Here is a 26,738-nt window from a genome sequence, read left to right as displayed (position 1 = left end):
AATGCTGGTTTAACACCGAATGAGTCAGAGAAAAGATACTGGCTTGAATACAAAACCGTGGCCAATATTAGTTGACCACTACATAAACGCAGTAAGTAGATTAGTATAAATTTTAAAATTGTCAACAAATTAACATTCGTGTAATTTAAAGTATGTATTGTATTCTCATGTGTTAAAGGTTTTTTATGTATTGGTTAATAATTATTTCTTTCGCTATTTTTACAGGACTTCTTAGTCAAAAATATATAACAAATAGATTTGGAATATTAATTCCTTTGTTTTTCCCATGTATAATTGTTGCTTTATATAAATATTACAAATTTTATATTATAGGTCATGATTACACTGAGACGGGGGTTCCTATGATTCCTTTATCTATGATATTTGATGGAATAGCTGCGGCGTTTTTTGGCATATTATCTTATCTTTTAGCTTTCAAAAATAGGAAACTGAGAAGCTTAAATAATAATATTAACGAATAAAACTATTGCAAAAGTATTATAACGTTACTTTTTCTAAACAGGCATTCCATTGAATAATATTCAATCGGCCACAATGTCTGTTCGATAAACTTCTACCCAATCGTCGACCTCCGCATCACCAAAAACACAATCAATTGAAATATTGTAATGGTCAACTTAATTTAGAGGCTTGTTTAGGCACTTTTTAGTAATTTCATTTCATATGCTCCTGCTGATATATTTCCTAATTTATAATGTCCTCGCTTTTGATTATAAAACGGCTCGATATAATCAATAATATCTGCCATTGCTTCTCGCCTAGTTTGATAAAGTCGATAGTTAACTCGCTCTAATTTCAAGCTGCGGAAAATCCTTGCTGTTACCGCATTATCTAAGCAATTCCCACGACGATTCATACTTGAAATTAAACCATGTTCTTTTAATGAAAGTTGGAATGCTTCACTCGTATATTGCACCCCTTGATCTCTATGGAAAATCACATTATCATTTGGCTGTCGCTTATTCACAGTCAAACGTAAAGCTCTCATCGTCAACTCACTGTTTGGCTTGTCAGAGAATGCCCAACTGATCACCTTACGCGAGCATAAATCCATAATAACCGCTAAGTATAGCCAACCTTGTTGCGTGCGAATATAGCTGATATCTCCTGACCACAAGGTATTGATCCACTCTGAGTTAAACTGCCTATTCAAATAGTTTGGTGCAATAAAAGATGCTTTACCACCAGATTGATAACGGTGTTGTTTAGGTCGTTTAGCAACAAGCTTAAATCGTTTCATCGATGTTCTAACTTTATGAATACCTAAGTCAAAGCCCATCGATTGTAGTTCAATCAACATTCTACGTTTGCCATAAGTCGTGTCCATATCAATGTGCACTTGTCTCATGGCTGCTTCAAGCTTTACTTTATCAGCATCAACAAACCTGTTGAACATGACTACCTGCCTTCTTCAGTTTTACAGCTATTTTCTGCCGTTGTTCATTTCCATAACGAAAAAGGCCGACGCTTTTTTTTAATAGTTGGTTGTCACTTTTTAACTGTTATACTTGTTTTTCAAGTTATTGAATAAGTATTTGCTCTGGTGTTAAAGCGCTTGATTTGGGCGTCACACCATTAAGCTCCTTTCTATATCGGCTAACCCAACGTTGCATTGATGATAAACTAACATCCATTGCTTTAGCTGCATCACGATGTTTGTAGCCGTGGTTAACAACTAACTCAGCGCACTCTCGTTTAAACTCTGCTGATAATATTTTCTTTGGCATTTTGACCTCGTTATTTTAAGTAATAATACCTCTAACGAAGTCTTTAGTTAAATTGTACCGTTACACTTTCTTCAAGCAATCAAAACAGGTGAAATTCAGCGCGGCTCAACCTTTCTCATTACAGATAGAACCTATATATCCATGCTGGAGAGGGGTAAGAGACAACCTACCCTGAAAACTATTTTTACTTTGTGTGATAAGTTGAACTGTTCACCTTCTGAAATGATGAAACATGCAGAAATTAAGGCCGAGAATACCCCTTAATATAATCTTGGTCATCATCGAAACACTCTGTTTTAAGGGTGAGTGCTGACCAGACTTATCTTTAAAGAATGTCCTAAAGTGATCATACGATGACAAATGGAGATCTGAGGGTTAAGTAAAAATTGAATTTTTAGTCCATTGATTTTACTGATATTTTTAACTTTTCCCAAAGCGAACATACGATAGGCTTTTCAGCCATTTTAACCATAAACGAAAAAAGGGTAATAACATCAAAATGTTATTACCCTTTTTCAATTTATAACTACCTAAAGTTAATTAAGACTAGTGATTCTCAGAGACCATATTCACGGTATATTTAGGAATATCTACCACTAGGTCTTCGTCAGCCACTAGTGCTTGGCAGCTTAAGCGTGATTCTGGTTCTAATCCCCATGCTTTATCTAATAAATCATCTTCTAATTCATCACTTTCAGCTAATGAATCAAAACCTTCTCTAATGATGACATGACAAGTAGTACATGCACATACTTTTTCGCATGCATGTTCCAAATCAATATCATTTTTTAGTATAACGTTTAAAACACTTTCACCTTTTTCCGCATCTAACACAGCTCCTTCAGGGCAATGCTCAGGGTTAGGTAATATAATAATCTTTGGCATTTCTTATTAAACCTCGTCAACAGAGTGGCCTGACAATGCAGTGCGAATGGATGAGTCCATGCGACGCTCAGCAAAGGCTGCCGTTTTATTATTTAATTTTTCAATTGCTGTCTCTATACTATCACTATCGTTTGACTGGCTTACTTGTGCCAATTCCGTGATTGAGCGATTAATATCAGCAACTTCTTCTTCACTAAGTAAATGACTATCAGCGGCTAATGCTGATTGTATTGATTCAATGACTCTTGATGCTTCAACTTGTTGCTCTTTAAGCATACGCGCTTGCATGTCTTGCTCGGCATTAGACATTGATGCTTTTAACATATCTGTTATTTGTTGCTCTTCTAAACCAAAGGAAGGTTTAACGGTAATACCTGTTTCAACACCTGTAGATTTTTCCATAGCACTTACTTCAAGCAATCCGTCAGCATCTACTTTAAAGGTAACACGAATATGTGCAGCTCCAGCAGCCATTGCAGGGATGCCACGTAATTCAAAACGCGCTAAAGAACGGCAATCTTCAACCAGTTCACGTTCACCTTGAAGTACATGGATAGCCATGGCTGTTTGACCATCCTTAAATGTAGTAAACTCTTGTGCCTTAGCAACAGGAATTGTGGTATTTCGAGCGATAACCTTTTCGACTAACCCGCCCATGGTTTCTAAACCAAGCGAAAGTGGGATAACATCAAGCAGTAACATATCACTATCAGGTTTATTCCCTGCCAATATATCAGCTTGAACAGCAGCACCTATTGCTACCACTTTATCAGGATCGATTGAAGTTAAAGGTTCTTGTCCAAAGTACTTTTGCGTTTCAGTTCGCACTAACGGTACGCGAGTTGAACCACCTACCATCACCACTTCATTAACATCGCTTGTACTTACGCCAGCATCTTTTAAGGCTCGTCGACAGGCACGTAATGTTTTCGCCACTAACGGCTGTATTAGTTGTTCAAATGTAGTTTTACTCAACTCTCCTTGCCAACTATTGCCTTCAGGCAATGATAAATTAATAACATGTTGGTCGGACGTCGTTAGCGCTTCTTTTGCAATACACGCCTGTTCGAGTAATTGACGTTCTAACGAAGTAGAAAGTGGACGCGTTAATTTTGCTTGTTCAATAATATGATCAACAATCATCACATCAAAGTCATCACCACCTAACGCAGAATCACCACCGGTAGCCATTACTTCAAAAACACCTTTATTTAAACGTAAAATTGAAATATCAAAGGTGCCACCACCTAAATCATAAACAGCAATAACCCCTTCTTTGCCGCTATCTAATCCATAGGCAACCGCTGCCGCTGTCGGTTCATTCAATAGTCGCAATACATTTACACCAGCAAGTGTTGCTGCATCTTTGGTACTTTGGCGTTGTGCATCATCAAAATAAGCAGGCACAGTAATTACCACGCCAGTAAGCTCGTCGCCTAAAGTAATTTCCGCTCGCTTAACTAAGGTTTTTAATATTTCAGCGGATACTTGAACAGGATTAATTTCACCTTGGCGAGTCATTATACTCGGATGATTATCATCACCACTAAATTGATAAGGTAAAGATGGATATTTACTTTGGATATCGGTTAATGACCGACCAATTAAACGTTTTGCTGATACGATAGTGTTTTCAGGATCCGATACAGAAAAAGCTTTTGCCGTATGGCCAACCAAAGTCTGTTCATTTTGGTAACTAACTATCGATGGTAATATGTCATTACCTTGATCATCAGTTAATGTTTCAGCTAAGCCGCTTCTTACACTAGCAATTAATGAATTAGTTGTGCCTAAATCAATACCTGCTGCTAAACGATGTTCATGGGGAGTTGTACTTTGCCCCGGCTCTGCTATTTGTAATAACGCCATTATGGACTCGTATAATTTAATTCATTTCGATGTTGTTAAGCAACGTAAGCTAACAACCCTTTAATTGGTGATTTTCATCACCAGCAAGACTCATTTTATGTTTAATCTAAAAGCGAATCTTCTAATTTATCTAACTCTATGTGTAACTTTTCATAGAATTTCAATTTACGTAAATCGCGACTTGCTTGGTCATTAGATTCAGCTGTGTTTTCACTTAAGTTGACTTGCATCGCTTTAAAAAGTTGCTCAAATTCACTTTCAAGTACTTGTGCCATTTCAAATACAGATGCATCAATATCATCTGAAAATTTAATTTCCGCAAGCATCTCTCGAAGTTCCATTTGACGCATTAAAAATTCATTGTCACTAAATGATGCTTGCTCGCTAGGTTGTTCAACCCCGCGTAAGCTCAGTATATATTCAGCGCGTTTTAATGGATTTTTTAACGTTTGATAAGCATCATTTACTAATGTAGATTTTTTAACGGCCAACATTTGCTCTTGGTTGGAACCATGGGCAAATTTATCTGGATGAACACTTTTTTGTATGCTTTGAAAACGTTCTGATAGCTCTTTAAGATCAAGGTTAAACTTGCTTTCAATTTCAAAAATTTGAAAATAATTCACAACAACTCCAATAACATGCTAATGGTTTGAATTATACATTGAAGCTTTCGCCACAACCACATTCACCTTTAGCATTTGGGTTAGTAAATTTGAATCCTTCGTTTAAGCCTTCTTTAACAAAATCTAGTTCAATACCGTCTAAATAAACAAGGCTCTTTCCATCGATGATAATGTTTACATCATCAATATTAAATAAGGTGTCATCTTCATTTAGGTCATCGACAAACTCTAAAACATAAGCTAAACCAGAACAGCCTGTCGTTTTTATACCTAAACGCAAACCAAGGCCCTTACCTCGGTTTGCAATAAATGTTCTAACGCGCTCTGACGCTGCTGGCGTCATAGTAACACTCATAGTTATTCCTTACTGCTTAACTGCTATGCTTACTTTTATAGTCTTCAATTGCGGCTTTAATAGCATCTTCTGCTAAAATCGAACAATGAATTTTAACTGGTGGTAACGCTAGCTCTTCAGCAATAGCCGTGTTTTTAATAAGACCAGCTTCGTCAATCGACTTTCCTTTCACCCATTCTGTTACTAATGAGCTAGAAGCAATAGCAGAACCACACCCGTACGTTTTAAACTTAGCATCTTCAATAATGCCGGTATCTGAAATTTTCAATTGTAATTTCATTACGTCACCACATGCTGGCGCACCAACCATACCTGTTGCTACCTGTGGGTCGTTCTTATCCATAGAACCTACGTTTCTAGGGTTTTCATAATGATCTATTACTTTTTCGCTGTAAGCCATGATATTTTCTCCCGGGCGCTATTAGTGAGCAGCCCATTGCACTGAATCTAAATCAATACCGTCTTGGAACATTTCCCAAAGCGGTGACATGTCACGTAAATGACCAATTGCGTTTTTAATTAAATTAATGGCGTAATCAACTTCTTCTTCTGTAGTAAATCGGCCAAAGCTAAAACGAATTGAGCTGTGTGCCATTTCATCATTTAATCCTAACGCACGTAATACATAAGAAGGCTCTAAACTTGCTGACGTACATGCTGAACCAGAAGATACCGCCAAGTCTTTTAACGCCATAATAAGCGACTCGCCTTCTACAAAGTTAAAGCTAACATTTAAGTTTCCTGGGTAACGTTGATCAGCATCACCATTAATAAACACTTGTTCCATGGTGTTTATACCAGCCCATAAGCGATCTCGCATTTTTGTAACATGGGCTAAATCTTGTGCCATTTCTTCTTTAGCAATGCGACAAGCTTCGCCCATGCCAACGATTTGATGCGTTGCTAACGTACCTGAACGCATACCACGTTCATGCCCGCCACCATGCATTTGTGCTTCTAAACGAATGCGTGGCTTACGACGAACATATAAGGCACCAATCCCCTTAGGGCCATACATTTTATGTGCTGATATTGACAATAAATCAACTTTAAGTTGCTGCATATCAATTTCAATTTTGCCTGCACTTTGTGCGGCATCTACATGGAAAACAATTTTACGAGAGCGACATAATTCGCCAATTTCAGCAATATCTTGAATAACACCTATTTCATTATTTACATGCATAATCGATACTAATACGGTGTCATCACGCATCGCGTCGTTTAATTTATTAAAGTCAATCAAGCCGTTAGATTCTGGATCTAAATAGGTAACTTCAAAACCCTGACGCTCTAGTTCACGACATGTATCTAGTACCGCTTTGTGCTCTGTTTTACAGGTAATAATATGTTTACCTTTTTTACCATAGAAGTTTGCCGCACCTTTAATTGCAAGGTTGTTTGACTCTGTAGCACCAGAGGTTATAATAATTTCACGCGGATCGGCATTGATAAGCTCTGCGACTTGATTACGAGCAATATCAACGGCTTCTTCAGCTTGCCAGCCAAACTTATGTGATCGTGACGCTGGATTACCGTAAAATCCATCGGTGGTCATGTATTGCATCATTTTCTCAGCAACACGTTTATCTACTGGTGTAGTAGCTGAATAATCAAAATAAATAGGTAGCTTCATTTGGCTATCTCACTCCAATCTTTAACGCACACTGTCTAGCAGTCGTGCAAAATATTTGTCGTTTTAATTAATGTTTCTAACGAGTTTTTTAACGATTTCTTATGTTGGAAACTGTCTTGTCGTTCAGAAATTAATTGGATATTTCTTCGTTCAACGAGCTCTGACAAAGAAATACTTTTTAAAAAATCTTCAATACGATTACTTAAATCTTCCCATAGGGTATGGGTTAAACATTGTTGTCCTGATTGGCAATCGCCTTTTCCACCACATTTTGTGGCGTTAACACTTTCATCAACTGCACTGATCACGTCTGCAATAGTAATTTGAGCAGAACATTTCCCCAAACGGTATCCACCACCTGGGCCACGCACACTATGCACTAAACAGTGTTTTCTTAAACGAGAAAAAAGCTGTTCCAAATAGGACAGAGAAATACCTTGGCGTTCAGAAATATCAGCCAATGGCACAGGACCAGATGCAGCATGTATTGCAACATCTAACATCGCCGTTACAGCGTAGCGCCCTTTGGAAGTTAATTTCATTTCCTACCCCTATGAATATCCAATAGCTATCATTCCTATTGGTGCTAATTGCCGCGCAATTCTACATAACCTTATAAAATAGTCAAATAAATACCTGACTATATTACTCAGGTATTTTATAACGAATAGTAGGGATAATCAATGAGTACTTGAGTAGTTTAGTCAGGTACTCATTGTTTTAGCATCTAGATTTCCGGATCGAAAGCATCTACATAGGTTTTACGTCGTTCGGCTGCTTCTTTTTCATCTTCCATAAACTCGCCAACACTAAGCTCAGGCAAGGCGTCTTGACAAACTGTACCACCAAGCTGGTTAACCTCTTTACATAAATCTGCCACTTTAGTATCCATTAAATGCATATGATCTAATAAGCGACCAATTGCTTTAGCAACAGGATCTGGGTTGTCAGTTGATACAGCATAAGCATCAAAGCCGAATTTTTTCGCCGCTTGTTCACGCTTAGTCTTTTCATCCGTTGCTTTTTTGTCGTTAACAATTCGAGCTGGAATGCCTACAGCGGTCGCATTTGCAGGCACATCTTTAACAACAACAGAGTTTGAGCCTACTTTTCCCCCCTCACCAATAGTAATAGGGCCTAAAACTTGTGCTCCGGCGCCAATAACCACATTATTGCGTAATGTAGGGTGGCGTTTACCCGCATTCCAACTGGTTCCACCTAAAGTAACGCCATGATATATAGTTACATCATCGCCTATTTCTGCAGTTTCACCAATCACTATCCCCATACCATGATCAATAAAGAAACGACGACCAAGCGTTGCTCCAGGATGAATTTCAACCCCCGTTAACCAACGAGAAAAAGTAGAAAGTAAACGCGCTATTAATTTAAAATCATTACGCCAAAGTTTATTACTTAGTCTGTGGATCCAAATAGCATGCATACCCGGATAATTAGTTAATACTTCAAACGAGTTTCGGGCAGCGGGATCTCGCTCAAAGACACTTTTAATATCTTCTTTGATACGACTAAACATAATATTTCCTATTTTTTAAACTAATGCAAAAGTTAACGTAACCACTTTAAAGTTATATTTACTTCTTATTCTTTGCCGATTTTTCAACTGACGATAAAATACCTCGCCACATTTTAAGTTCTTTAGTATCCGGTCTAGCACGATTAATAAATCGTCTTAATTTAGTCATAACTAAACCTGGATGACTAGGGACAATAAACCCTGTAGCTTTTAATGCCGTTTCAAAGTGTTCAAACATACGTTCAGTTTCCGCAACTACTGGATATTCTTCCGTTTCGGTTTCATCTGCTAGTGTAATTTTTTGAGATTTATTTTCTTGTGTTAATTGTTCATGAGCTAAAAAAGCCATACGTACTTCGTAACTTAATGTCTGTACTGCCATCGCTAAATTCAACGAACTATAATCAGGATTTGCGGGTATTTGCACATGAAAGTGACAAAGCTGTAATTCATCATTAGTTAAACCGCTACTTTCACGACCAAACACTAACGCAACCGGATACTCACTCACTTCACTAATTAATTTTTCACCACATTCTCTTGGGTCTAGCATGGGCCAAGGTAATGTACGTGAACGTGCGCTTGTACCAACGACTAAACCACAATCAGTGATTGCTTCCTCTAATGTTGCAACAACTTTAGCATTCGCTAAAACATCGGTGGCTCCTGCAGCTAATGCTTGTGCCTGACCGTTAGGCATCTCTATTGGGTTAACTAATACTAGCTGACTTAATCCCATTGTTTTCATGGCTCTAGCAGCTGAGCCTATATTTCTACAATCAGAAGTATTAACTAAAACGATTCGTACCGAATTTAACATTATCTTTATTTCTCAATGAATTACTTGATTCATTAGCCATAATTGATAATTAACATTTCATTTAGTTAACTATCTAGACGGCTAAAATTTTAGATAATATTATCACAGAACAATAACGATGTATGGCAAAATAATCATCCATTTAATGTGATTTTAATAGCTTGATTCAATATGTATTAGTCAATTTATGTCTATAATAATAATTGAAATATGTTGGTAAGGAAGTTGTTTGCTCAGGTTGCCAATGAATTGGTAATAATAAAAGGCAAAGATAATGATGCCTTATTTACAATGATAAGTATTTAAAATAACAATCAAAATTTTATATTCGCTTAAAGTTTCAGCTTTTGCTATAATGCGCGCCGCTTAATTTCGAATGGGATTTTAAGTTTAGTTCTTTTACAAAGCTGTCTAAAATTAAATAAGGTGATTAGTATGCATCCGATGCTAAATATTGCTGTGCGCTCTGCGCGTGCTGCTGGAAATGTTATTGTACGTGCGTTTGAACAAGATGATAAAATTGAAGTTGAATTAAAAGGTACTAATGACTTTGTCACAAACATTGATGTTATTGCAGAACAAACCATAGTAGACAGTATTCAAAAATCTTACCCTAGCCATTCTATTATTGGTGAAGAATGTGGTTTAATTGAAGGAGCAGATAAAGATTATCAATGGATAATAGACCCTCTTGACGGCACAACTAACTTTGTTAAAGGTATTCCACATTTTGCCGTATCAATTGCTTTAAAAGTAAAAGGTAAATTAGATCAAGCCGTTATCTATGATCCTATTCGTGGTGAGCTATTTACTGCAAGTCGCGGTAAAGGTGCACAGTTAAACGGTTTTCGTATTCGTGTAAAACAATCTAAAGAATTATCAGGTGCTATTTTAGCAACTGGTTTCCCTTTCAAACAAAAACAACATATGAATGCTTACTTAGATATGTTTAAGGCCTTATTCCTAAAAACCGCTGATATGCGTCGCGCGGGGTCTGCTGCATTAGATTTAGCTTATGTTGCGGCTGGTCGTGTTGATGGTTTTTTTGAAATTGGATTAAAACCTTGGGATACAGCGGCGGGTGAATTATTAGTGATTGAAGCTGGTGGTTTAGTGACTGACTTTACAGGCGGTCATAACCACAGTAATTCAGGAAATATTGTAGCAAGTAGCTCTCGTTTACTTAAAGATATTTTAAAAGATATTCGCCCTCACCTTGGCGATAGTTTAAATAAGTAATTATTTTATGTAGCCTACTTTATAAAGCAGTTCGGTTATATTAGCCGAACTGCTTTTTTTATTTCTCTTACCCCTGATTTTTTTTACAAGTATCCAGTGATTCGCTGTTATTATGTGATAAAAACTCAACTAGCTGAGCTGCTTCAAGGGGCTTACTAAACCAATAGCCTTGAATTTCATCACAATGAATATCTTTCAAAAAGTCAACATGCACTTGCTCTTCCACACCTTCAGCAATCAATATTAAGTCTAAATTCTTACCTAAACTGACAATAGTGCTTACAATCGCTTTATCTTCTTCATTATTGTGACTATCACGAATAAAGCTTTGATCAATTTTTAATTTATCAACTGGAAACTGTTTAAGGTATGCAAGTGAAGAATACCCCGTACCAAAATCATCAATTGATAATGATAAGCCAATTTCTTTTAACTGATGAAGTTGTGCAATAGTATTTTGTTCATTATACATAAACACCTCCTCAGTAATTTCTAATTCGAGGTTTTTTGGCGATAAGCCGCTATTTTTTAACGCTTGCTTTACCTTGTAACAAAACTGAGGATGAGAGAACTCTCTAGGTGATATATTAACTGCAACCACAATATCCGTATAACCTTGATCAACTAAGCGTTTAGTTTGTTGACATGCTTGGTTTAAAATCCAATTGCCTATATCAACAATCAATCCTGATTGTTCTGCAAGAGGAATAAAATCTATTGGCGAAATGATTTCATCTTGATGTTGCCAACGAACAAGAGTTTCAAAGCCAATAACCTGATTAGTTGATAAATGTAACTGCGGCTGAAAAACTAAATATAATTCTTCTAATGCTATAGCATTTCGTAACTTGGCTATTAACTGATGTTTTTTATCCACTTCTTCTGCTTGTGAATAGTCAAAAAGAGTAAAATTTTCATGTGTCTTGAGTGTTGAAACCGCCAAAGCAGTATGAGCATTCTTAATTAATTCGTCACGTATTTCCCCATGCTTAGGAAAGCTACTAAAGCCAAAATCAAGTTCTACAAAAAATTCTCCATAAGCTGTAACAATTGAACTATTCCCAGCATTAGTGATATCTTTAGCTAACTTTTGTAATGATAAACAATCTGTGTGCTTTGGTAGAATTAATGAAAACTGATGCTGATTGATATGATAAATTTTTACACCATCAGACAAGCATTTAGCAATAATTTTAGCAACACTACGGATTAGTGCTGAAGTGGCCTCTAAGCCAAGTGAACCTAACTTATCACTAAAATGACGAATTTCAATTACCGCGATGGAAAATGCCTCTTTTTTCTCAATTAATTGCTCAAGATCATTTTTAAATTGATATTGATTCGCTAATTGAGTTTCTTGACTTGTAAAGGCAAGTTTATGTACTTTTTGTTCTGCTAATTTCCGTTCCGTTATATCGTGAATATGAATGTCGTATGCATCTAAAGCTTTATGCCAGTAGATATTAATTTGTAATATTTTACTCTCTAATTCTTGCTCTAGCGTAATACTACCATTACTAGATTGAGAAATGGTTTGACGTAAATTTAAAAAGTCATTGGGTAATAAACGATCTATTTGTTGATGATCTAACCCAATACTTTCTAGGAGCTGCTCACAAGCTGGATTTGAAAAAACAATATTTCCCAGATTATTAACACTAACTATAGGATTAGGGTTCGCATGACTAAACATAGCTAAGCACGTACTTTTTGCTTGAGTTAATATGTATTGCCTAACATACCAAGACACAATAACAGCAACTAAAATTAATATAATAGCAAATGCAAGAACTAACCAATGGGTTTTATCAAGCTGTGACAATGTGCTGTTATGCCCTTGTAAAACTTGTTGCTTAGTTATATTCTCAATTTTCATTAAAGTCGGTAAAAGTGATCTTCTCGTAGTAGAAATGTCACTTAATACTTCGCGCATTTCATCCCAGTTATCCTCTTGTATTAACATCAATTGATGGAATCGATCAAAAAGCGCAGTGTTTTTTTCTTGTTGAGCAACAATAGCTTCTAACTGCTCAGTAAAAATACCACTCGCTTGAATTGCTCTTAAATGCATTAAGAATTTAGCATTTACTTGTGCTGTTTTTTCTAAAAAAATCTCACTATTTTGATCGCTATAATATTCATAAATAACTCGCTCTTGCTCTACTAGATCTGCCAGCAACTCTTTAACACTCACTAAAACAGGGAGGCGGTGATCAACCAAGTCAATAGCATTTACTCTAACTTGGTTTGAAGATAAAAATATAATCGCCGATAAAATTAAACCAAATAGAATTGTGATCCCTGCAAGGAAAGATGCCCTGCGTAAATATGGTTCGACAATATCATTCATGGTTGGGACCCTTAGTTTATTTAAAACAGGAAACAAAAAGTGAAAGAATAACCGTATTCAATGTATTGCTATAATTACACAACAAAATCATAATTTATATGCCTAAAACACCTGTTTTTTCTAATTTTTTTCATAGAATATATGTTACTAAATATAACGAAAAACAATAACATCATCATAGATCAGCGCCAGTTTAGCAGGTAATATAAATAAAAATATTACAGTAATGTCCCTATGCTATTACCCTCAAGTGCTTATAAACAAAATTTTCTGTCTGGTGAAGTCGCGTTAGTCGGTGCTGGTCCTGGAGATCCTGAGCTTTTAACTATTCAAGCCTTTAAATTTATCCAACAAGCCGAAGTGGTTATTTATGATCGCCTTGTTAGTAAAGAGATAATGGCTCTAGTGCCAGAGCAATGTCAGTTAGTTTATGTTGGAAAAAAACAATCTCATCATAAAGTTCCACAAGAAGGTATCAATCAACTACTTGTTGATTATGCTCAAGAGAATAAAAAGGTAGTACGTTTAAAGGGTGGCGACCCGTTTGTATTTGGTCGTGGTTCTGAAGAAGCACAATTTTTATTAACAAATAACATCCCCTGTCATATTGTACCGGGCATGACCGCCGCTTCATCATGCACAAGCTATGTAGGTATTCCTCTAACTCACCGAGAAGTGGCACGTAGTGCTAGTTTAATTACAGGTCATGTTAAAGAAAGTGGCCATTTAGATTTACCTTGGCATACCTTAAGTGATCCACAACAAACCGTTGTATTTTATATGGGCGTAAAAAGTTTACCTATTATTAGCGCACAATTAATTAATGCAGGACGTGATAAAAATACACCTGCCGCACTAATTTATAAAGGTACGACACCCGAACAAAAAATCTATCGAGGTTGTTTGAGTAGCTTGGAATCTATTGTTGAGCAATACCAAGTTAAACCACCTACCTTGATTGTAATTGGTGACGTTGTGAATACTTTTGACGAAAAACATTTAACGAATGTGGGGTATTTAACTCCTTAAATTTTCTGTATAAAACGAATCATCTTAATTGCACCTTGTTACTTTTCTGTTAATATTTATTAACTTACCGTATTTTACCAAGGTGCATTATGGATTTGCCACACGATAACTTCTCTAACCAAGCGCTAAGCGCAGAACAGCTCCCAAAAATTAATCAGTTAAATCAGCAACCATTAGCCCCTATTTACCCCAAAGTTCGGCTTGCCCTCACCGCCTCTATTTTTAGTATATTGTTAATTATAGGTGTTCTTATACTTAATCAACCGATAATTCCCTTACCTGATAATGCGACACCTATCATTCATAATATTTTATTGATGATAGCTATTTTGGCGGTAGTTATTTTAATTTATATTTACTTTGCTGATCAGAAGAAGAGCTATGCATTAAGAGAACTTGATCTACATTTTACCTCAGGCCTTGTTTTTCGTAAAACAGTGAGTCAGCCAATATTAAGAATTCAGCATGTTGAATTAAAACGCGGTCCAATTGATCGCAAAGTAGGCTTGGCCAAATTACAAGTGTTTAGTGCTGGCGGGGCATTACATACCTTTGAAATTCCAGGATTACCTGTAGAAGATGCTGAGTCCATCAGACAATTTATTATCAGCCATAAAGATGCCAATAATGGATAGTCAACCAATGTCAGAGCCTTTGATAATCAAACAACAAACAGATAAGTGGCAACGTATTTCCCCAATTGCGATGCTGTATTTCATTGTGAAAATAATTTTGGGGTTATTGGGTAATATTGTTTATTTAGCCCCTGCAGTAATTTTTGGCTACAAAGAAATAATTGCACACCCACATATTTGGTTACCCGTTGCCACACTCGTTTTAATACTAATTTTTATTGGTACTTTTTTAAGTTTTTACTTCTTTCAATACCGTTTATCTAATGGGCATATAGAAATACGTTCGGGTGTATTTTCTAAAAAGCATATCAATTTACCATTTACCCGCATTCAAAATGTTAAATTAGAACAACCGCTATATTATCGGCCGTTTAATTATACCTGTATGCAACTTGATACAGCTGGCTCAAATAAACAAGAAGCTAAAGTCGTTGCCCTAAAACTTGATTTTGCTGAAGCACTAAAACAAGAAATACTAAGCCAACACCATAGGCAAAATATTTACAGCGAAGATGGTACAGATTCAAACGATACACTAGAAACGGATTCAGAAAAAACAAATGATTCGATTAACACCAATGAAACGCTACTCAATACTCGTTCTTTAACCGATTTAATTATCCACGGTTTAACCAATAACCGTATATGGATATTTCTTGGGGGATTAGCACCATTTTTTGATGATATGGGCAATGCCATTGCTAACTTTTTTAAAAGCTTCGGTATTGATATTGAACAATTTTTTATGTTCGCCGATAAATCGTGGTGGCAGATTGGATTATTTGCCTTAACCCTGACCTTTATGGCGATGTTGTTACTGTCATTATTTTCAGTCGCAGGAGCTATTTTAAGTTATTATAATTTCACACTAACAAAGTTGGGCGACCGATATATTAGACGAAGTGGTCTGCTTACCAAGCATGAAGTTACCATGCGCCTATCACGCCTACAAATGATAGTTCAGCAACAAGACTGGCTAGACATAATCTTAAAACGCATGAACGTTAAATTTGAACAAAGCAATGCTCATGGAGGTAACTACCAGCCTGGCGCGGCTAATAATAAAATCATTATCCCCTCGGTAAAAGCGTACGAATCTCAACGTCTTATTGATGATGTATACCCTGAAAATAAAGTGCATAGTGTTATTTATCAAGGTATTAGCAAACGCTTTTTATTACGTAATATCGGTTATTTTCTTAGCCCTATATATATTGTTATCGCCATTTTTTTACTCTACCATTCCAATTTTTCAGTACTGCTTGGGGCAACTATAGCTTATTTATTTATATCTCTTCTTATCTTTTGTCGTTGGAAACGTTGGGGGTATGCTGTAGACAAGCAATTTATTTATATACGCAAAGGTATGTTAGGTGTTGATTATTATTGCTTTCCTATTTATAAAGTTCAACAAACACAATTTGTACAAAGTTGGTTTTTAAAACGCCACCGCCTTAGTGTGATAAAATTTGTGTTAGCAGCGGGAAGCCAAAAAATTCCTTTTATTGATCAAAAGATTGGTTATCACTTAATTGATAATGCCCTATTTCAAGTTGAAAGTAGTAAACGTTCTTGGATGTGATACTTTGTGTTCTATGCCTATGTAAAATTAGAAGAGCGCTTATTAGCGCTCTTTTGTTGTTAATTAAACTTGATTAATTTATTGAAGCATTGCAAGTTGTTCATGCTGTCCTTGCTCGCGTTTAACATATTGATACCACTGAGTGGCAGTTTTTGCTGATGATTTAATATTTTCAGCTGATTTAAATGCTAATAGCGATTCGTCAAATTTCTTCAAATTAAAAAATGCCATACCTAGCACTAAATGCATATCACCCACGCGCTCTATTCCACCGCGCTCTAGCGCTTTATCTGCTGCATTAATAGCATTTTGCCATTGCTCTAAGTTTAAGTATGATTGCGCTAATTGCATATCAAACTTGCCATTTTCTGCAATTTCAGCCGCTTTTTGTAGCACAGGTAATGCTTGTTGATCACTTTTTGCAGCAATATAAGCTTGTGCTAACATTTCTAAATGACGTTCATTAGCCACTAATTGCCCATTATCAATAGCAGAAGATAAAACTTTTGCAGCTTTAAAGGGAATTTCATGATAGCGATAAAGCTGAGCTAAAGATAATAGATCTTGCTTTTTAGTAATATAGCCCGCTTGATGAGCAGCTTCCATAATTGCTAACTGTTTATCTTCAGCACCTATTTCGCCATACATTGCACCTAATTGGATCCAATAATCAGGTTTTGAATAATGCTTAACCAATTGTTCCATAACTCTAGTTACTTGCTTAGGTTGCTTTAACTCATAATAATTTGCACGTTGGAGAATTAACCAATTTTCTTTCGGTAACTCATCATTTACTTTTGCTAGATTTATCGCTTCATTTACTGAAACTAAAGACTCTTTATATTGCTTATTTTGATAATAAACTTGTGCAAATAAAATATGTTGAGTAGATGTTAATGGTTTACTATTTATCGCTTGCCACTGATTTAAATAATCTAATGTTTGTGGGTAGTTGCCTTGCTGCATAGCAAGTTGGGCTAACGAATATAACGTAGATAAACGTAACGACTCAGGTATAGCCTTTTCTGCAACTACATTTTCAAAACTCTTAGTTGCCGCTTCCATATCATCGTTAGCATAATACATAAAAGCGTAAAAGTTCCACAACATGGCTTTTTCATAACTATTTAAGTTATCAAGCTGCTCTTTAACTTCATCTAATACAGCAAGACCACCCGCTTTATCTCCAGCATCTGCAATTTCTTGAGCTCGTGCAAATTGTGTATAAACACGATTACGCATTGCGGGAACACGTACTGTTTTAGTTTCAGATGCATTGTCTTCTTTTGCTTGTACCTTATTCAGCTGGTCAATAGTTGTTGGCGCTATAAAACCTAAACCAAAAGCCAATATAGTGATCCATAGAGTTTTCATATTTATGTCTCCTAAATTAATACTAACCGTCTATTTCAAACGATATTTTGTTTTGTACGCCAGCAACTTCTGTTGGTGTACCATCAACTACCCGAGGCTTATATTTAAACTTCATTGCTGCATTTAATGCAGCGTTATCAAAAACACCTTCGGGTTGTGCTTCCACTACGAATGGGTCGCGTACTGAACCATTAGTGGTAACGGTAAACTCAACAACCACATAACCTTCAATTCCTCGTGATTGAGCTCTGCGAGGATAAATCGGCGCAACTTTAACAATTGGTAAGTAGTCACCATCTGCGCTGTCTAAACTTAATCCACCAGCTAAACCAGAATCAGCCTGAATATCAGCTGCAAAACTTGTTGATACTGCATCGGCATTAGGGTTTGCTTGCTGCATTTGTGGCTGTACCATTTGCGGTGGCGGCTCCTTAGGCTTTGGGGGTTTTTGCGGTTTACGTTCTTTTTTAACGACTGACTCGTCTTTTTTCAAACGAATAAAATCAAGTACGTTGCCTCTAGGAGCATCTGTCATCGCATTATTACCACCAGTAATTAATGCTTGCATGCTCCACAACAATAGAAAGGTCATGACGACAGCAAGCACTAAACCAAAAGCATAGCGTTTTACTTCGCTATTTATTGGAATGGTGCCGTTTGCCATTGATGTATTTGACGATTGATTAGACACTTCACTAGACATAGGTTATGCCTCATCTGCCGCTATTGAAACATCATAAACACCAGCTGCACGGGCAGAATCCATCACTTTGATCAACACATCTGTTGTTGCTTTTTTATCTGCTTGAATAACAACCGTACCTTGTGGGTTTTCAGCTTTTAAGCGTTCAATATTTGCTTGAACGGCTCTTACGTCAACCCGACGTTTATTGATCCAAATTTCACCTGTATCACTAATTGCTACTAATATATTAGCGCGTTCTTTTTTAACGGCTGTAGCAGCTTCTGGGCGGTTCACTTCTATACCTGCTTCTTTAACAAATGAAGCGGTAACTATGAAGAAAATAAGTAAGATGAAAACAACATCCAACATAGGTGTCATATTAATTTCTTCAGCTTCTTCTTGTTCTTGTAACATTTTTGATAATTGAGAACGCATGCGTTTACCCTTTTTAAAAATCAATCGTTCTTTAAATTAGCGAGTAGTGCTAAATTAATGAATCATCAGCAGACTATCTTCCATCTGCTCAGTTCTGCGCTTAGTTTTACGTTGTAACCAAGTCACCATAAATACACCTGACAAGGAACCTACCATTCCAGCCATTGTTGGAATAGTTGCTTTTGAAACGCCTGATGCCATTGATCTAGCATTACCGCTACCAGAAATAGCCATCACGTCAAATACTTCAATCATTCCCGTTACAGTACCTAGCAATCCTAATAATGGACAAAGTACAACCAAACTCTGTATCAACGCGACATTCTTATTAAGTTGCTCAGTAATACGAGATACATGAGCCATTCTTATTTGTTCAGCATTCCAAGAGCTTTTATCATCACGAGCATTCCATGAATGAATAATGTGATCTCTTACGCGTTTATAAGTCCCTAAGAAAAAATATAAACGTTCAAAAATTAAGAACCACATCAAACAAATAACACCTGCGATGACGGTCAGAACCTGACCGCCTGTATCGATAAACTCCCGAATGCTATTCATCATTTCGATGAATATAATCATGGTTTATGCTCCTTTTTCGGCGCGCTCTGCAATAATGCCCGCACTTTGCTGTTGCAATACATTGATGATGCCGCGACTGCGCGTATTTAATAAGGTAGAGATAAACACCATTGGTATGGCTACAACTAAACCAAGAACTGTTGTAACTAATGCTTGTGAAATACCACCTGCCATAAGTTTCGGATCTCCTGTACCAAATAAAGTAATGGCTTGGAAGGTATTGATCATCCCGGTAACTGTACCTAATAGACCAATTAATGGCGCAACTACTGAGATTATTTTGATAATAGTTAAACGGCTGGTTAATACGGGAACTTCTTTCAGGATTCGCTCTGAGAGTTTTAATTCTAAGGTTTCTGTGTCTGCATCTGCATTATTGTCTTTAACTAACATAACACGGCCTAATGGATTATCATCTCGTGCTACGCTTTCTTTAAGTTGACGGTTGACTTTGTTACCAATTAAAAACAAGGTAATAAAGCGTTCAATCGCGATTAATAATCCCACTAAACCAATAGCAAGAATCACATAACCAACAGAGCCACCTTGTTCTACACGTTCTTGAGTATCGGGAGCTTGAACCAGCAACCCTAAAATAGAACCACCAGTAGGGTCTAATGCAAACGGAACAACTGAATTATTTGAAGTCGATAACTCATTTGCGCTAGCTAAATAACGATCAGACGGCTGTCTAATTAGCTCAGCTACTGATCCTGTTTCATCGATATATTCTAAATATTTACCATCAGAAATTAAGTTAAAACCACCCACACGAATAATATCTTTAGTGACCTTGCTACCGTCAGCGAGTACGACTTCACGGTTAAACTGATGAACTTTACCAGTTTGTGTCATTTCACGTTGTAGCTCAAACCATAAGCGCTCAATTTCTTCAATTGATGCAAGTTTAGACGTTGAACCCATACTTTGTGCAAACTGATCTAAAAACTCACCGCGACCAGGAATTTGCGCAGATACAACAGAAGTTTGAAACTTGCTACGAGTATCACCTGCAACTTGTTGTAGAACACCAAATAACTCTTTTAATTGCCCCATACGTTTATTTAACGCATCAGTTTTATTCGCAATATCTAATTCGTTAGTTTGAAATTCAGCTTCAAGTTTTGTTGATAATGCAATAGCTTGGTCTCGTGTGTTTTCTGCTTCTTTAAGCATTTTATCTTGTTGATCTTTACGTGAGTTAAATTCAGCTTCACGCGCTTTATTTTGTTCACTTTGTGCTATTTGACCTTTTTCTAACTGTAACAATAAGGTGTCTAAATCTGTTGCTTGTTGAGCAAAAGTAATAGATGTAACTGATGTTAAAGCTAAAATTAATAAAGTATTAACTGTTTTTTTCATGTTGTTCATTTCTCAAAGTCCTCGCTGAATTCAGCAGTTAGAGTTAACAGCGCTATTCAGCAGAATTTTGTGCGACAGGCACAGTAATTAAATCAGGGGCTAATTGCTTACGGGCTATACGTAACCCTTTATTGATATCTGAACGAAACCCAGCATCAAGGGGTTGCCAAGATTTAGATGCTTGATCCCACATGCCCATTTGTTGTCCATCACGCGTTTGATAAATAAAGCTCACACGACCAATTCGTAAAAAATCAACATCACGCTCTTGCCCATCTATCATTTGTAAGCCTGAATAGGCTTCAATAGTACGGCCGTACTCCACTTCAACTTGATACGCCTCTAACACTCGTCTAAATTTTTCAGATACCGCAACGTCAGCACGCTCTAACATGCTTTGCAATCCGGTTACACGCTTACTACGCTCTTCTGGAAGGAAAGGTACATCAAGTGAAACAAAGGTTGTCAATGTATCAATCATTCTCGCCATTAACGGCGAAATTTGACGTTCAATAATACTGACTTGTTCCATTGAAACAGCCAAGTTGCTCAACTCTTCTAATTGATTATCAAGTTGAGCTTGCATCTGCTTGTTATAAACATTTAAGCCATCAACTTCTTTATTAACGACTTTAAATTTCTGTAATTTACTTTGAATTTGCTCATCAATTTTATTAATTTTTTGTTGTGATTGATTAGCAGAGTTGTTTATTTCTTTACTAGCTGCTACAACTTCTTTTAAGTCTTGCGCTTGCACTGTGGTAATAGTTATCGCAGTAGACACTACTGCAGAAAATGTAATAGCAGTGGCGCATTTTATAAACGGTGACACTGATAATATTGACCTTTTCATAGAGAAACCCTAATAATTAATGCTGAATTCCAGCAAATAACGTCTATTAACCAATAAAAGACGTACAACTAAACTTAGCGACAATTTTAATAAGGTTATGTGACAGTTAGGTTTCATGAATATTGCATTTTTATGAAATAGTAAAAAGATTCACTATGTTTAACTACGTATATGCTACGCTCCCCCCTCTTTACAACCGGTCTATTTCTTATTATTGTTTACCGAGTAATCGGCAATGTCTTACAAGGTTTATGGCAAAACGCTTAGCTATTTATTTATTATTAATTCACTTATCTTTTAGTAGTAAATCTACTGAATATCAGTTTGCTTCAATTGAAAATCTTGACGAACAAGCAATTGGAGAAATTGTACTAACAGAGGTTTATCATCGCCTTGGATATAAAATCTCTATCACTCCTTTTTCAGGTAAACGAGCAGAATATGAAGCTAATGAAGGTTTAAAAGATGGAGAAATAATGCGTGTTTGGTCATACGGAGAAAAAAACAAGAATCTTATTCGCGTACCTACACCATATTTAACACTGACAACCATCGCTTTTGTTAAGAGTGAGAATAACATTACACTCGAACATAATAACGACTTAGCCAATTATAATGTAGCACGAGTCATGGGACTCAAACACACAGAAGAAATTACGCAAGGCATGCCTAATGTAGTTGAAGCGAATTCTACCGTTAATATGCTGCAATTACTCGAACAAAATATTGTAGATATAGCACTTACTGATTATATCGATGGCATGTGGGCGCTTTCAAAACTTAAACGCGAGCACAATATTATTGTTTACCCGAGACCTTTAGCTTATTTAGGCTTATATCATTACCTTCATAAAAAACATATTGATCTAGTTGAAAAAGTAGATAGAGAAATTAAAGCGATGAAGATATCAGGCGAATTAGCTAAAATCACTCAAAAAGCACGAAATGAAATATTTGTAGGTATACCTTCTGAAAGTAACTTCTATTAGGGTGTTTCGAATCAATAACCTATAATCAATTTCTAATTATTAAACACTATACACTCTCTAAATGCCTGCTAAAAATATACCCACAGAAAAAATATTTATCATTGGTTTACCCCGAACAGGAACCACGAGTGTATGTGCAGCAATGCTTAATTTAGGGTTTACCGTAGCCCATACGGCATACACACAATCTACTTTCGATAAAGCACAAGTGATAGCTGATACGCCTATATTTAATGACTATCAACTACTTAATAATACATATCCAAATAGTCGCTTCATATATTTAACCCGAGATTTACCTTTGTGGCTACCTTCCATTCGGCAATTATTAATGCGTATGAGCAAAAATTTAGTACGTGATGATGGTGGCTTTAACCCCATTATTAAACGTTGTTACCTCAACACTTTTGCTCCGTTTACAGAAGAAAATATTAATTCAAATGATTTTCTAACCGAATGCTATCTAAAGCATCAGGCACAAGTTCAACAATACTTTAAACAGTCACCTCAGCAGTTACTAACAATAAATATCAGTCAAACAGGTGCTTTTCAACAATTACTCCATTTTTTAGAATTAACTACATTAATGAGTACCTTTGAAAAAATGAATATTGGAGGGAAAATTACAGCATGGAAAGAGTTTGATCATCCACTAAAGATAGCCTCAACTAATAATGGTAGATCTACCACACTTAATTACATGGAAGATCATAAATAACGAATATTAATCAGTCACTAACACTGAGATATTTTAGACCACCTTTTAAGTTTATCTATTAACAATTGACGTTTTATTGGCTTACTTAAATAATCATTCATGCCAGAAGCTAGGCATTTTTCTTTATCTCCAGCCATTGCATTTGCTGTTAAAGCAATAATAGTAATTTGAGTATTTTCTTCTCCAGCTTCTCCAGAACGAATACGCTGGGTAGCTTCATAACCATCCATGATGGGCATTTGGCAATCCATAATAATAAGTTTATATTGTTCTGCTGCGCTTCTATTTCTAATTAATTCCAGCGCTTCTTTACCATTTTTTGCAACATCGGCAGTTAAACCTATTTTTTTCAATAACCCTAAAGCCACCAGTTGGTTTACCCGGTTATCTTCAACTAATAATATTTCGAAATTATCAGGCCATTGATGCTGTTCAGATATAAGTACCTGTGTATTATGAGTGCTTGAAACACTGCCTTTTTGGTAAGTAGTAATTTCTGTAGAACCTTTTTCATCTTCCTCTATCAGTTGATGTTCAGGTGTTAAGGTAAATAACTGATATAAATCAACAGTTGTTATTGGTTTAGAAAAACTATAATGAATATCATTCAGGTGAAGTTGTGTTTGATTAACCGGTTTATTATGTTCAAACATGATCATAAACTGTGCGCATCTTAAAGCTTGCATTTTCTTTAATTCCAAAGCTAAAGTAATGCCACTTGTAGTCGACATCCCATTATCAATAATGGCGTAACTACAGTGAAAATCAATTTGTTGTGCTTGTTTTTCTTCAATTAACTGTATAGCTTCCTGGCCACTAAATGCGCATATTACTTCTATGTCCCATAAAGCTAATTGTTTTTTGAGTGTGTCTTGGCTGTCTTTATTATCATCCACGATTAAAGTACACAATTTCATTGATTGAGTGATTGGAGGTGGTAACAAGCACTGTGCTTTCTCACTTTGTTGCACTTGGATATGGAAACTAAAACAACTCCCTCTTCCTTTTCCACTTGTTACCATGATGTCACCATTAAACAATTGACAAAGTTTCTTGGTGATACTCAAGCCTAAACCTGTCCCACCATATTTACGGGTGGTTGAAGCATCAATTTGCTTAAAGGCGCCAAATAGTTCTGCTTGTCGCTCTTTAGGAACTCCAATTCCTGTATCTGCAACGTTAGCTTCTAATTGCAATAAATTAGACCTACTAGGGTGTGGTGATAATTTAACCTCAACAATGACTTCGCCTTGCTCGGTAAATTTAATGGCATTGGTAATGAGGTTTGTCATAATTTGACGAATTCGCCCTGGATCAGACTTAATATGCGTTTGTGTGATCCCACTTAAATCAACAATCATCTCTAATTGTTTTTGTTGTGCCGATAATGCCAACATTCGACTCATGTCAGTAAGCATTTCAGCCAAATTAAAATCAATGTGTTCAATTGTTAACTGACCTGCTTCAATTTTTGAAAAATCTAAAATATCATTGATAAGCATTAATAGTGAGTTTGCGCTCGATTTAGCTGTATTTACCCTTTCAGCCTGTATTCGAGATAATGTATCATCCTCTAACAAATCAAGCATGCCTATCACACCATTCATGGGGGTTCTGATCTCATGGCTCATATTCGCTAAGAATTCAGATTTCATTTGTGTAGCTTCTTCAGCTTTAGCCAAAGCAAGTACCCTTTGGTTATAAGACGTTGCCACATAGCGGTTTATCATTAATACCAACGTTTGAATTAGAATAATCAACAATAAAGCAATAAAGCCGGTGGAATACTTATCGTGATGTTTTTCAGTTAATAAATTTTCTAATTGAAATTGTAATCGTTGCGCTAATTCATTTTCAATATTTTTTAAAACATATCTTTTGGTCACTAATAAACTCAGCATGTAGCGTGGTTTATATTCCCATAAATTTTTTTGTAAATAACTCAAGGCTTCCTTCGCAGGGGCATCTGCTACTCTTACTAACTGATCTATTTCTTCTAGCGACTTTCCTTGAGAAGCATATACTTTAATCTGTAAAATATTTCGATAATATTGAGTTAAGACATTTTCCAAGATAGTTATTTGTTCTACGGACTTTCGATCAAATGAAAAATGATTCTTTAGTTCTTCCGTAAGTACAAAAACTTCTTTATACAAACGTAAAAATTCATCTAAATATTGAGGTTCTCTACGTAATACGAAATTTTTAAATTGATGAATTAATCCATTATAGCCAATATAACCCGACACCTGATTAACAATGTGTTCAACTTTCTGTTCAAGAAAAGTATCTTCGAGTATCCTAATTTTACTAAACGTAGGCGTTTTAAATTTAATAATTAAATCGCGATTTTCATTTTGCTTTATCGATGAAGTAAAACTTTCATAGAAGAAGTGATCTAAGTTAATTTGCGTTCGCATTTCTTGTTTAAAAAAATGTAAGTCATCAGCACTAGCTCGTGTTAAATTGGGGGATGTGGTTAAATTAAGTATAAGAAATGAGGTGTCGTTAATTAACTGTAACTGTACCAATTTTAATAGATCTGAATGGGTACGTTCTAAGTTTACGTTTTGACTGTTGTTCTGCGAAAATGAAGATAAATTACTAAATATTTGTTTATTGGAATAAATAAAGAACTTGAGCACATCAGGCCAATCAATAGATTTATCATCAACTCTGACTCTGATTGCACGTAATTCAACCATATATTTTTCAATATCTAAATTAGATACTCTAAAGGTTGGTGTGGTACTAGCCTTAATCATATTGATTAAGTTTTCTATCGCGTTATCTACATCATTGCGCTTTTTAACTAGCGCTATAGATTGGTCAACATCAGTAGCATAAGATAACGCACTAAGCTCAATTTCATCCTTTATAAACGCAATAGCACGAGTTAGTTGTAGGTCAAAATTCATCGTAAATTTTGACTGTTGCAAATGATTAATATCTTCTTGCTTCTTAGATACAATATTAACCATTAACAAAACAGCAACGAATAAAGGTAGGCCTGAGGCGACAAAAAGTTTTGCCCTTATCCCTTGATGCTGCGTAGTTCCAACAGATATATTTTTTGTAATAATAAAATACAAAATAGGGGCAATAGCTAAGCTAAGAACAATTGAATTAATGACAACTGCTGAGAATAAGGGAAATATACTTTGTAGCCAAGGTAAAAACTGTATTATCAAGTATTGCGCAACACCAATAGTAATACATAATATCAATATACACCTAGCAATTAACGCAGCGTTATGCTTCCTTTCAACGTTGATAATCATTCTCCAAATCGACCTAATATATTAAATATTTATATTTTTTTGATGAATAACATAAAAATCATATAAATATTTAATAAGTATAGTGTAGGACTTAAAAAAAAGAGAAGTAAGATAGAAATAAAAAAGCACATTAACCGTTTAACGAAGT

The 26,738-nt window shown here is 35.9% G+C and carries 26 protein-coding genes and 1 pseudogene; 8 read left to right on the top strand and 19 right to left on the bottom strand.

Going from position 1 to position 26,738, the window contains the following annotated elements:
- The first annotated feature begins 185 nt into the window (after nucleotides 1–185).
- Nucleotides 186–482 (top strand): hypothetical protein, encoded by a 297-nt coding sequence (locus IE155_RS08540; protein ID WP_189377820.1) that lies wholly within the window; start codon nucleotides 186–188, stop codon nucleotides 480–482.
- A gap of 173 nt (nucleotides 483–655) precedes the next feature.
- Here IE155_RS08540 and IE155_RS08535 read toward each other — a convergent pair whose 3' ends face one another.
- Both IE155_RS08535 and IE155_RS08530 read right to left on the bottom strand, forming a co-directional pair.
- The gene (locus IE155_RS08535; RefSeq protein WP_189377819.1) at nucleotides 656–1,417 is read right to left on the bottom strand and encodes an IS3 family transposase; all 762 of its coding nucleotides are present in this window, start codon (nucleotides 1,415–1,417) and stop codon (nucleotides 656–658) included.
- Between the two features lie 127 nt (nucleotides 1,418–1,544).
- A pseudogene (locus tag IE155_RS08530) lies at nucleotides 1,545–1,748 on the bottom strand (transposase); the annotation flags it as partial.
- Between the two features lie 51 nt (nucleotides 1,749–1,799).
- On the opposite strand from IE155_RS08530, the gene IE155_RS18150 reads away from it, so the two are divergent.
- Nucleotides 1,800–2,012 (top strand): helix-turn-helix domain-containing protein, encoded by a 213-nt coding sequence (locus tag IE155_RS18150; RefSeq protein ID WP_373295361.1) that lies wholly within the window; start codon nucleotides 1,800–1,802, stop codon nucleotides 2,010–2,012.
- Nucleotides 2,013–2,294: 282 nt separating this feature from the next.
- Here IE155_RS18150 and fdx read toward each other — a convergent pair whose 3' ends face one another.
- From fdx to trmJ, 9 genes are all read right to left on the bottom strand, one after another.
- A complete protein-coding gene (gene fdx / locus IE155_RS08520; protein ID WP_189377816.1) occupies nucleotides 2,295–2,633 on the bottom strand; it encodes an ISC system 2Fe-2S type ferredoxin in 339 nt (112 codons plus the stop codon).
- 6 nt (nucleotides 2,634–2,639) lie between these two features.
- Nucleotides 2,640–4,502: a Fe-S protein assembly chaperone HscA gene (gene hscA / locus IE155_RS08515; RefSeq protein ID WP_189377815.1), complete on the bottom strand. Its 1,863-nt coding sequence runs from the start codon at nucleotides 4,500–4,502 to the stop codon at nucleotides 2,640–2,642.
- A gap of 101 nt (nucleotides 4,503–4,603) precedes the next feature.
- Nucleotides 4,604–5,128 carry a co-chaperone HscB gene (hscB, locus tag IE155_RS08510; RefSeq protein WP_189377814.1) on the bottom strand — a complete coding sequence of 175 codons (525 nt, stop codon included), beginning with the start codon at nucleotides 5,126–5,128 and terminating at the stop codon, nucleotides 4,604–4,606.
- Nucleotides 5,129–5,159: 31 nt separating this feature from the next.
- Complete coding sequence (gene iscA, locus IE155_RS08505; RefSeq protein ID WP_189377813.1) at nucleotides 5,160–5,483, bottom strand: iron-sulfur cluster assembly protein IscA; 324 nt, start codon at nucleotides 5,481–5,483, stop codon at nucleotides 5,160–5,162.
- Nucleotides 5,484–5,499: 16 nt separating this feature from the next.
- Entirely contained in the window at nucleotides 5,500–5,883 is a 384-nt protein-coding gene (gene iscU / locus IE155_RS08500) for a Fe-S cluster assembly scaffold IscU (RefSeq protein ID WP_189377812.1), read from the bottom strand.
- A gap of 21 nt (nucleotides 5,884–5,904) precedes the next feature.
- Complete coding sequence (locus IE155_RS08495) at nucleotides 5,905–7,119, bottom strand: IscS subfamily cysteine desulfurase (RefSeq protein WP_189377811.1); 1,215 nt, start codon at nucleotides 7,117–7,119, stop codon at nucleotides 5,905–5,907.
- Between the two features lie 35 nt (nucleotides 7,120–7,154).
- The gene (gene iscR, locus IE155_RS08490; RefSeq protein ID WP_189377810.1) at nucleotides 7,155–7,661 is read right to left on the bottom strand and encodes a Fe-S cluster assembly transcriptional regulator IscR; all 507 of its coding nucleotides are present in this window, start codon (nucleotides 7,659–7,661) and stop codon (nucleotides 7,155–7,157) included.
- Nucleotides 7,662–7,846: 185 nt separating this feature from the next.
- Complete coding sequence (cysE, locus tag IE155_RS08485) at nucleotides 7,847–8,656, bottom strand: serine O-acetyltransferase (protein ID WP_189377809.1); 810 nt, start codon at nucleotides 8,654–8,656, stop codon at nucleotides 7,847–7,849.
- A 58-nt stretch (nucleotides 8,657–8,714) separates the two neighbouring features.
- Nucleotides 8,715–9,476: a tRNA (cytosine(32)/uridine(32)-2'-O)-methyltransferase TrmJ gene (gene trmJ / locus IE155_RS08480; protein ID WP_189377808.1), complete on the bottom strand. Its 762-nt coding sequence runs from the start codon at nucleotides 9,474–9,476 to the stop codon at nucleotides 8,715–8,717.
- Between the two features lie 435 nt (nucleotides 9,477–9,911).
- Here trmJ and suhB point away from each other — a divergent pair, with 435 nt between their 5' ends.
- On the top strand, nucleotides 9,912–10,715 hold the full coding sequence (gene suhB, locus IE155_RS08475) for an inositol-1-monophosphatase (RefSeq protein WP_189377807.1): 804 nt from the start codon (nucleotides 9,912–9,914) through the stop codon (nucleotides 10,713–10,715).
- A gap of 67 nt (nucleotides 10,716–10,782) precedes the next feature.
- Here suhB and IE155_RS08470 read toward each other — a convergent pair whose 3' ends face one another.
- A complete protein-coding gene (locus IE155_RS08470; protein WP_189377806.1) occupies nucleotides 10,783–13,065 on the bottom strand; it encodes a putative bifunctional diguanylate cyclase/phosphodiesterase in 2,283 nt (760 codons plus the stop codon).
- A gap of 234 nt (nucleotides 13,066–13,299) precedes the next feature.
- Between IE155_RS08470 and cobA the strand changes: the two genes are divergently transcribed.
- The 3 genes from cobA (at nucleotide 13,300) to IE155_RS08455 (ending at nucleotide 16,311) form a co-directional block, all read left to right on the top strand.
- The gene (cobA, locus tag IE155_RS08465; protein WP_189377805.1) at nucleotides 13,300–14,094 is read left to right on the top strand and encodes a uroporphyrinogen-III C-methyltransferase; all 795 of its coding nucleotides are present in this window, start codon (nucleotides 13,300–13,302) and stop codon (nucleotides 14,092–14,094) included.
- An 89-nt stretch (nucleotides 14,095–14,183) separates the two neighbouring features.
- Nucleotides 14,184–14,729 (top strand): PH domain-containing protein, encoded by a 546-nt coding sequence (locus IE155_RS08460; protein WP_189377804.1) that lies wholly within the window; start codon nucleotides 14,184–14,186, stop codon nucleotides 14,727–14,729.
- A complete protein-coding gene (locus IE155_RS08455) occupies nucleotides 14,722–16,311 on the top strand; it encodes a PH domain-containing protein (protein ID WP_229817156.1) in 1,590 nt (529 codons plus the stop codon). Before IE155_RS08460 ends, IE155_RS08455 begins: the two co-directional genes overlap by 8 nt.
- Nucleotides 16,312–16,389: 78 nt before the next feature.
- Here the strand turns inward: IE155_RS08455 and IE155_RS08450 are convergent, their stop codons facing one another.
- From IE155_RS08450 to IE155_RS08425, 6 genes are read right to left on the bottom strand one after another with little or no spacing between them, the layout of a single operon-like run.
- Nucleotides 16,390–17,685 (bottom strand): tetratricopeptide repeat protein, encoded by a 1,296-nt coding sequence (locus IE155_RS08450; protein ID WP_189377802.1) that lies wholly within the window; start codon nucleotides 17,683–17,685, stop codon nucleotides 16,390–16,392.
- Between the two features lie 22 nt (nucleotides 17,686–17,707).
- Complete coding sequence (locus tag IE155_RS08445; protein ID WP_229817162.1) at nucleotides 17,708–18,349, bottom strand: energy transducer TonB; 642 nt, start codon at nucleotides 18,347–18,349, stop codon at nucleotides 17,708–17,710.
- 42 nt (nucleotides 18,350–18,391) lie between these two features.
- Entirely contained in the window at nucleotides 18,392–18,805 is a 414-nt protein-coding gene (locus IE155_RS08440) for an ExbD/TolR family protein (RefSeq protein ID WP_189377800.1), read from the bottom strand.
- A 54-nt stretch (nucleotides 18,806–18,859) separates the two neighbouring features.
- Nucleotides 18,860–19,387: a MotA/TolQ/ExbB proton channel family protein gene (locus tag IE155_RS08435; RefSeq protein WP_189377799.1), complete on the bottom strand. Its 528-nt coding sequence runs from the start codon at nucleotides 19,385–19,387 to the stop codon at nucleotides 18,860–18,862.
- 3 nt (nucleotides 19,388–19,390) lie between these two features.
- Nucleotides 19,391–20,758 (bottom strand): MotA/TolQ/ExbB proton channel family protein, encoded by a 1,368-nt coding sequence (locus IE155_RS08430; RefSeq protein ID WP_373295359.1) that lies wholly within the window; start codon nucleotides 20,756–20,758, stop codon nucleotides 19,391–19,393.
- 43 nt (nucleotides 20,759–20,801) lie between these two features.
- Complete coding sequence (locus IE155_RS08425; RefSeq protein ID WP_373295360.1) at nucleotides 20,802–21,569, bottom strand: DUF3450 domain-containing protein; 768 nt, start codon at nucleotides 21,567–21,569, stop codon at nucleotides 20,802–20,804.
- Nucleotides 21,570–21,853: 284 nt separating this feature from the next.
- Here IE155_RS08425 and IE155_RS08420 point away from each other — a divergent pair, with 284 nt between their 5' ends.
- Both IE155_RS08420 and IE155_RS08415 read left to right on the top strand, forming a co-directional pair.
- Entirely contained in the window at nucleotides 21,854–22,591 is a 738-nt protein-coding gene (locus IE155_RS08420) for a substrate-binding periplasmic protein (RefSeq protein ID WP_189377797.1), read from the top strand.
- A gap of 61 nt (nucleotides 22,592–22,652) precedes the next feature.
- Complete coding sequence (locus IE155_RS08415) at nucleotides 22,653–23,309, top strand: sulfotransferase (protein ID WP_189377796.1); 657 nt, start codon at nucleotides 22,653–22,655, stop codon at nucleotides 23,307–23,309.
- A 17-nt stretch (nucleotides 23,310–23,326) separates the two neighbouring features.
- Here IE155_RS08415 and IE155_RS08410 read toward each other — a convergent pair whose 3' ends face one another.
- Complete coding sequence (locus IE155_RS08410) at nucleotides 23,327–26,590, bottom strand: hybrid sensor histidine kinase/response regulator (protein ID WP_189377795.1); 3,264 nt, start codon at nucleotides 26,588–26,590, stop codon at nucleotides 23,327–23,329.
- Nucleotides 26,591–26,738: the final 148 nt, after the last annotated feature.

This window comes from Thalassotalea profundi (assembly GCF_014653195.1).
Lineage (GTDB): Bacteria > Pseudomonadota > Gammaproteobacteria > Enterobacterales > Alteromonadaceae > Thalassotalea_B > Thalassotalea_B profundi.
Note: the sequence above shows the minus strand (reverse complement) of the source record. Positions and strands in the feature narration are given on the sequence as shown.

Coding starts and splice junctions, on each gene's coding strand:
- IE155_RS08540 (WP_189377820.1), top strand. CDS start 186: ATGTATTGGTTAATAATTATTTCTTTCGCTATTTTTACAGGACTTCTT.
- IE155_RS08535 (WP_189377819.1), bottom strand. CDS start 1,417: ATGTTCAACAGGTTTGTTGATGCTGATAAAGTAAAGCTTGAAGCAGCC.
- fdx (WP_189377816.1), bottom strand. CDS start 2,633: ATGCCAAAGATTATTATATTACCTAACCCTGAGCATTGCCCTGAAGGA.
- hscA (WP_189377815.1), bottom strand. CDS start 4,502: ATGGCGTTATTACAAATAGCAGAGCCGGGGCAAAGTACAACTCCCCAT.
- iscA (WP_189377813.1), bottom strand. CDS start 5,483: ATGAGTGTTACTATGACGCCAGCAGCGTCAGAGCGCGTTAGAACATTT.
- iscU (WP_189377812.1), bottom strand. CDS start 5,883: ATGGCTTACAGCGAAAAAGTAATAGATCATTATGAAAACCCTAGAAAC.
- IE155_RS08495 (WP_189377811.1), bottom strand. CDS start 7,119: ATGAAGCTACCTATTTATTTTGATTATTCAGCTACTACACCAGTAGAT.
- iscR (WP_189377810.1), bottom strand. CDS start 7,661: ATGAAATTAACTTCCAAAGGGCGCTACGCTGTAACGGCGATGTTAGAT.
- cysE (WP_189377809.1), bottom strand. CDS start 8,656: ATGTTTAGTCGTATCAAAGAAGATATTAAAAGTGTCTTTGAGCGAGAT.
- trmJ (WP_189377808.1), bottom strand. CDS start 9,476: ATGTTAAATTCGGTACGAATCGTTTTAGTTAATACTTCTGATTGTAGA.
- suhB (WP_189377807.1), top strand. CDS start 9,912: ATGCATCCGATGCTAAATATTGCTGTGCGCTCTGCGCGTGCTGCTGGA.
- IE155_RS08470 (WP_189377806.1), bottom strand. CDS start 13,065: ATGAATGATATTGTCGAACCATATTTACGCAGGGCATCTTTCCTTGCA.
- cobA (WP_189377805.1), top strand. CDS start 13,300: ATGCTATTACCCTCAAGTGCTTATAAACAAAATTTTCTGTCTGGTGAA.
- IE155_RS08460 (WP_189377804.1), top strand. CDS start 14,184: ATGGATTTGCCACACGATAACTTCTCTAACCAAGCGCTAAGCGCAGAA.
- IE155_RS08455 (WP_229817156.1), top strand. CDS start 14,722: ATGGATAGTCAACCAATGTCAGAGCCTTTGATAATCAAACAACAAACA.
- IE155_RS08450 (WP_189377802.1), bottom strand. CDS start 17,685: ATGAAAACTCTATGGATCACTATATTGGCTTTTGGTTTAGGTTTTATA.
- IE155_RS08445 (WP_229817162.1), bottom strand. CDS start 18,349: ATGGCAAACGGCACCATTCCAATAAATAGCGAAGTAAAACGCTATGCT.
- IE155_RS08440 (WP_189377800.1), bottom strand. CDS start 18,805: ATGCGTTCTCAATTATCAAAAATGTTACAAGAACAAGAAGAAGCTGAA.
- IE155_RS08435 (WP_189377799.1), bottom strand. CDS start 19,387: ATGATTATATTCATCGAAATGATGAATAGCATTCGGGAGTTTATCGAT.
- IE155_RS08430 (WP_373295359.1), bottom strand. CDS start 20,758: ATGAACAACATGAAAAAAACAGTTAATACTTTATTAATTTTAGCTTTA.
- IE155_RS08420 (WP_189377797.1), top strand. CDS start 21,854: ATGGCAAAACGCTTAGCTATTTATTTATTATTAATTCACTTATCTTTT.
- IE155_RS08415 (WP_189377796.1), top strand. CDS start 22,653: ATGCCTGCTAAAAATATACCCACAGAAAAAATATTTATCATTGGTTTA.
- IE155_RS08410 (WP_189377795.1), bottom strand. CDS start 26,590: ATGATTATCAACGTTGAAAGGAAGCATAACGCTGCGTTAATTGCTAGG.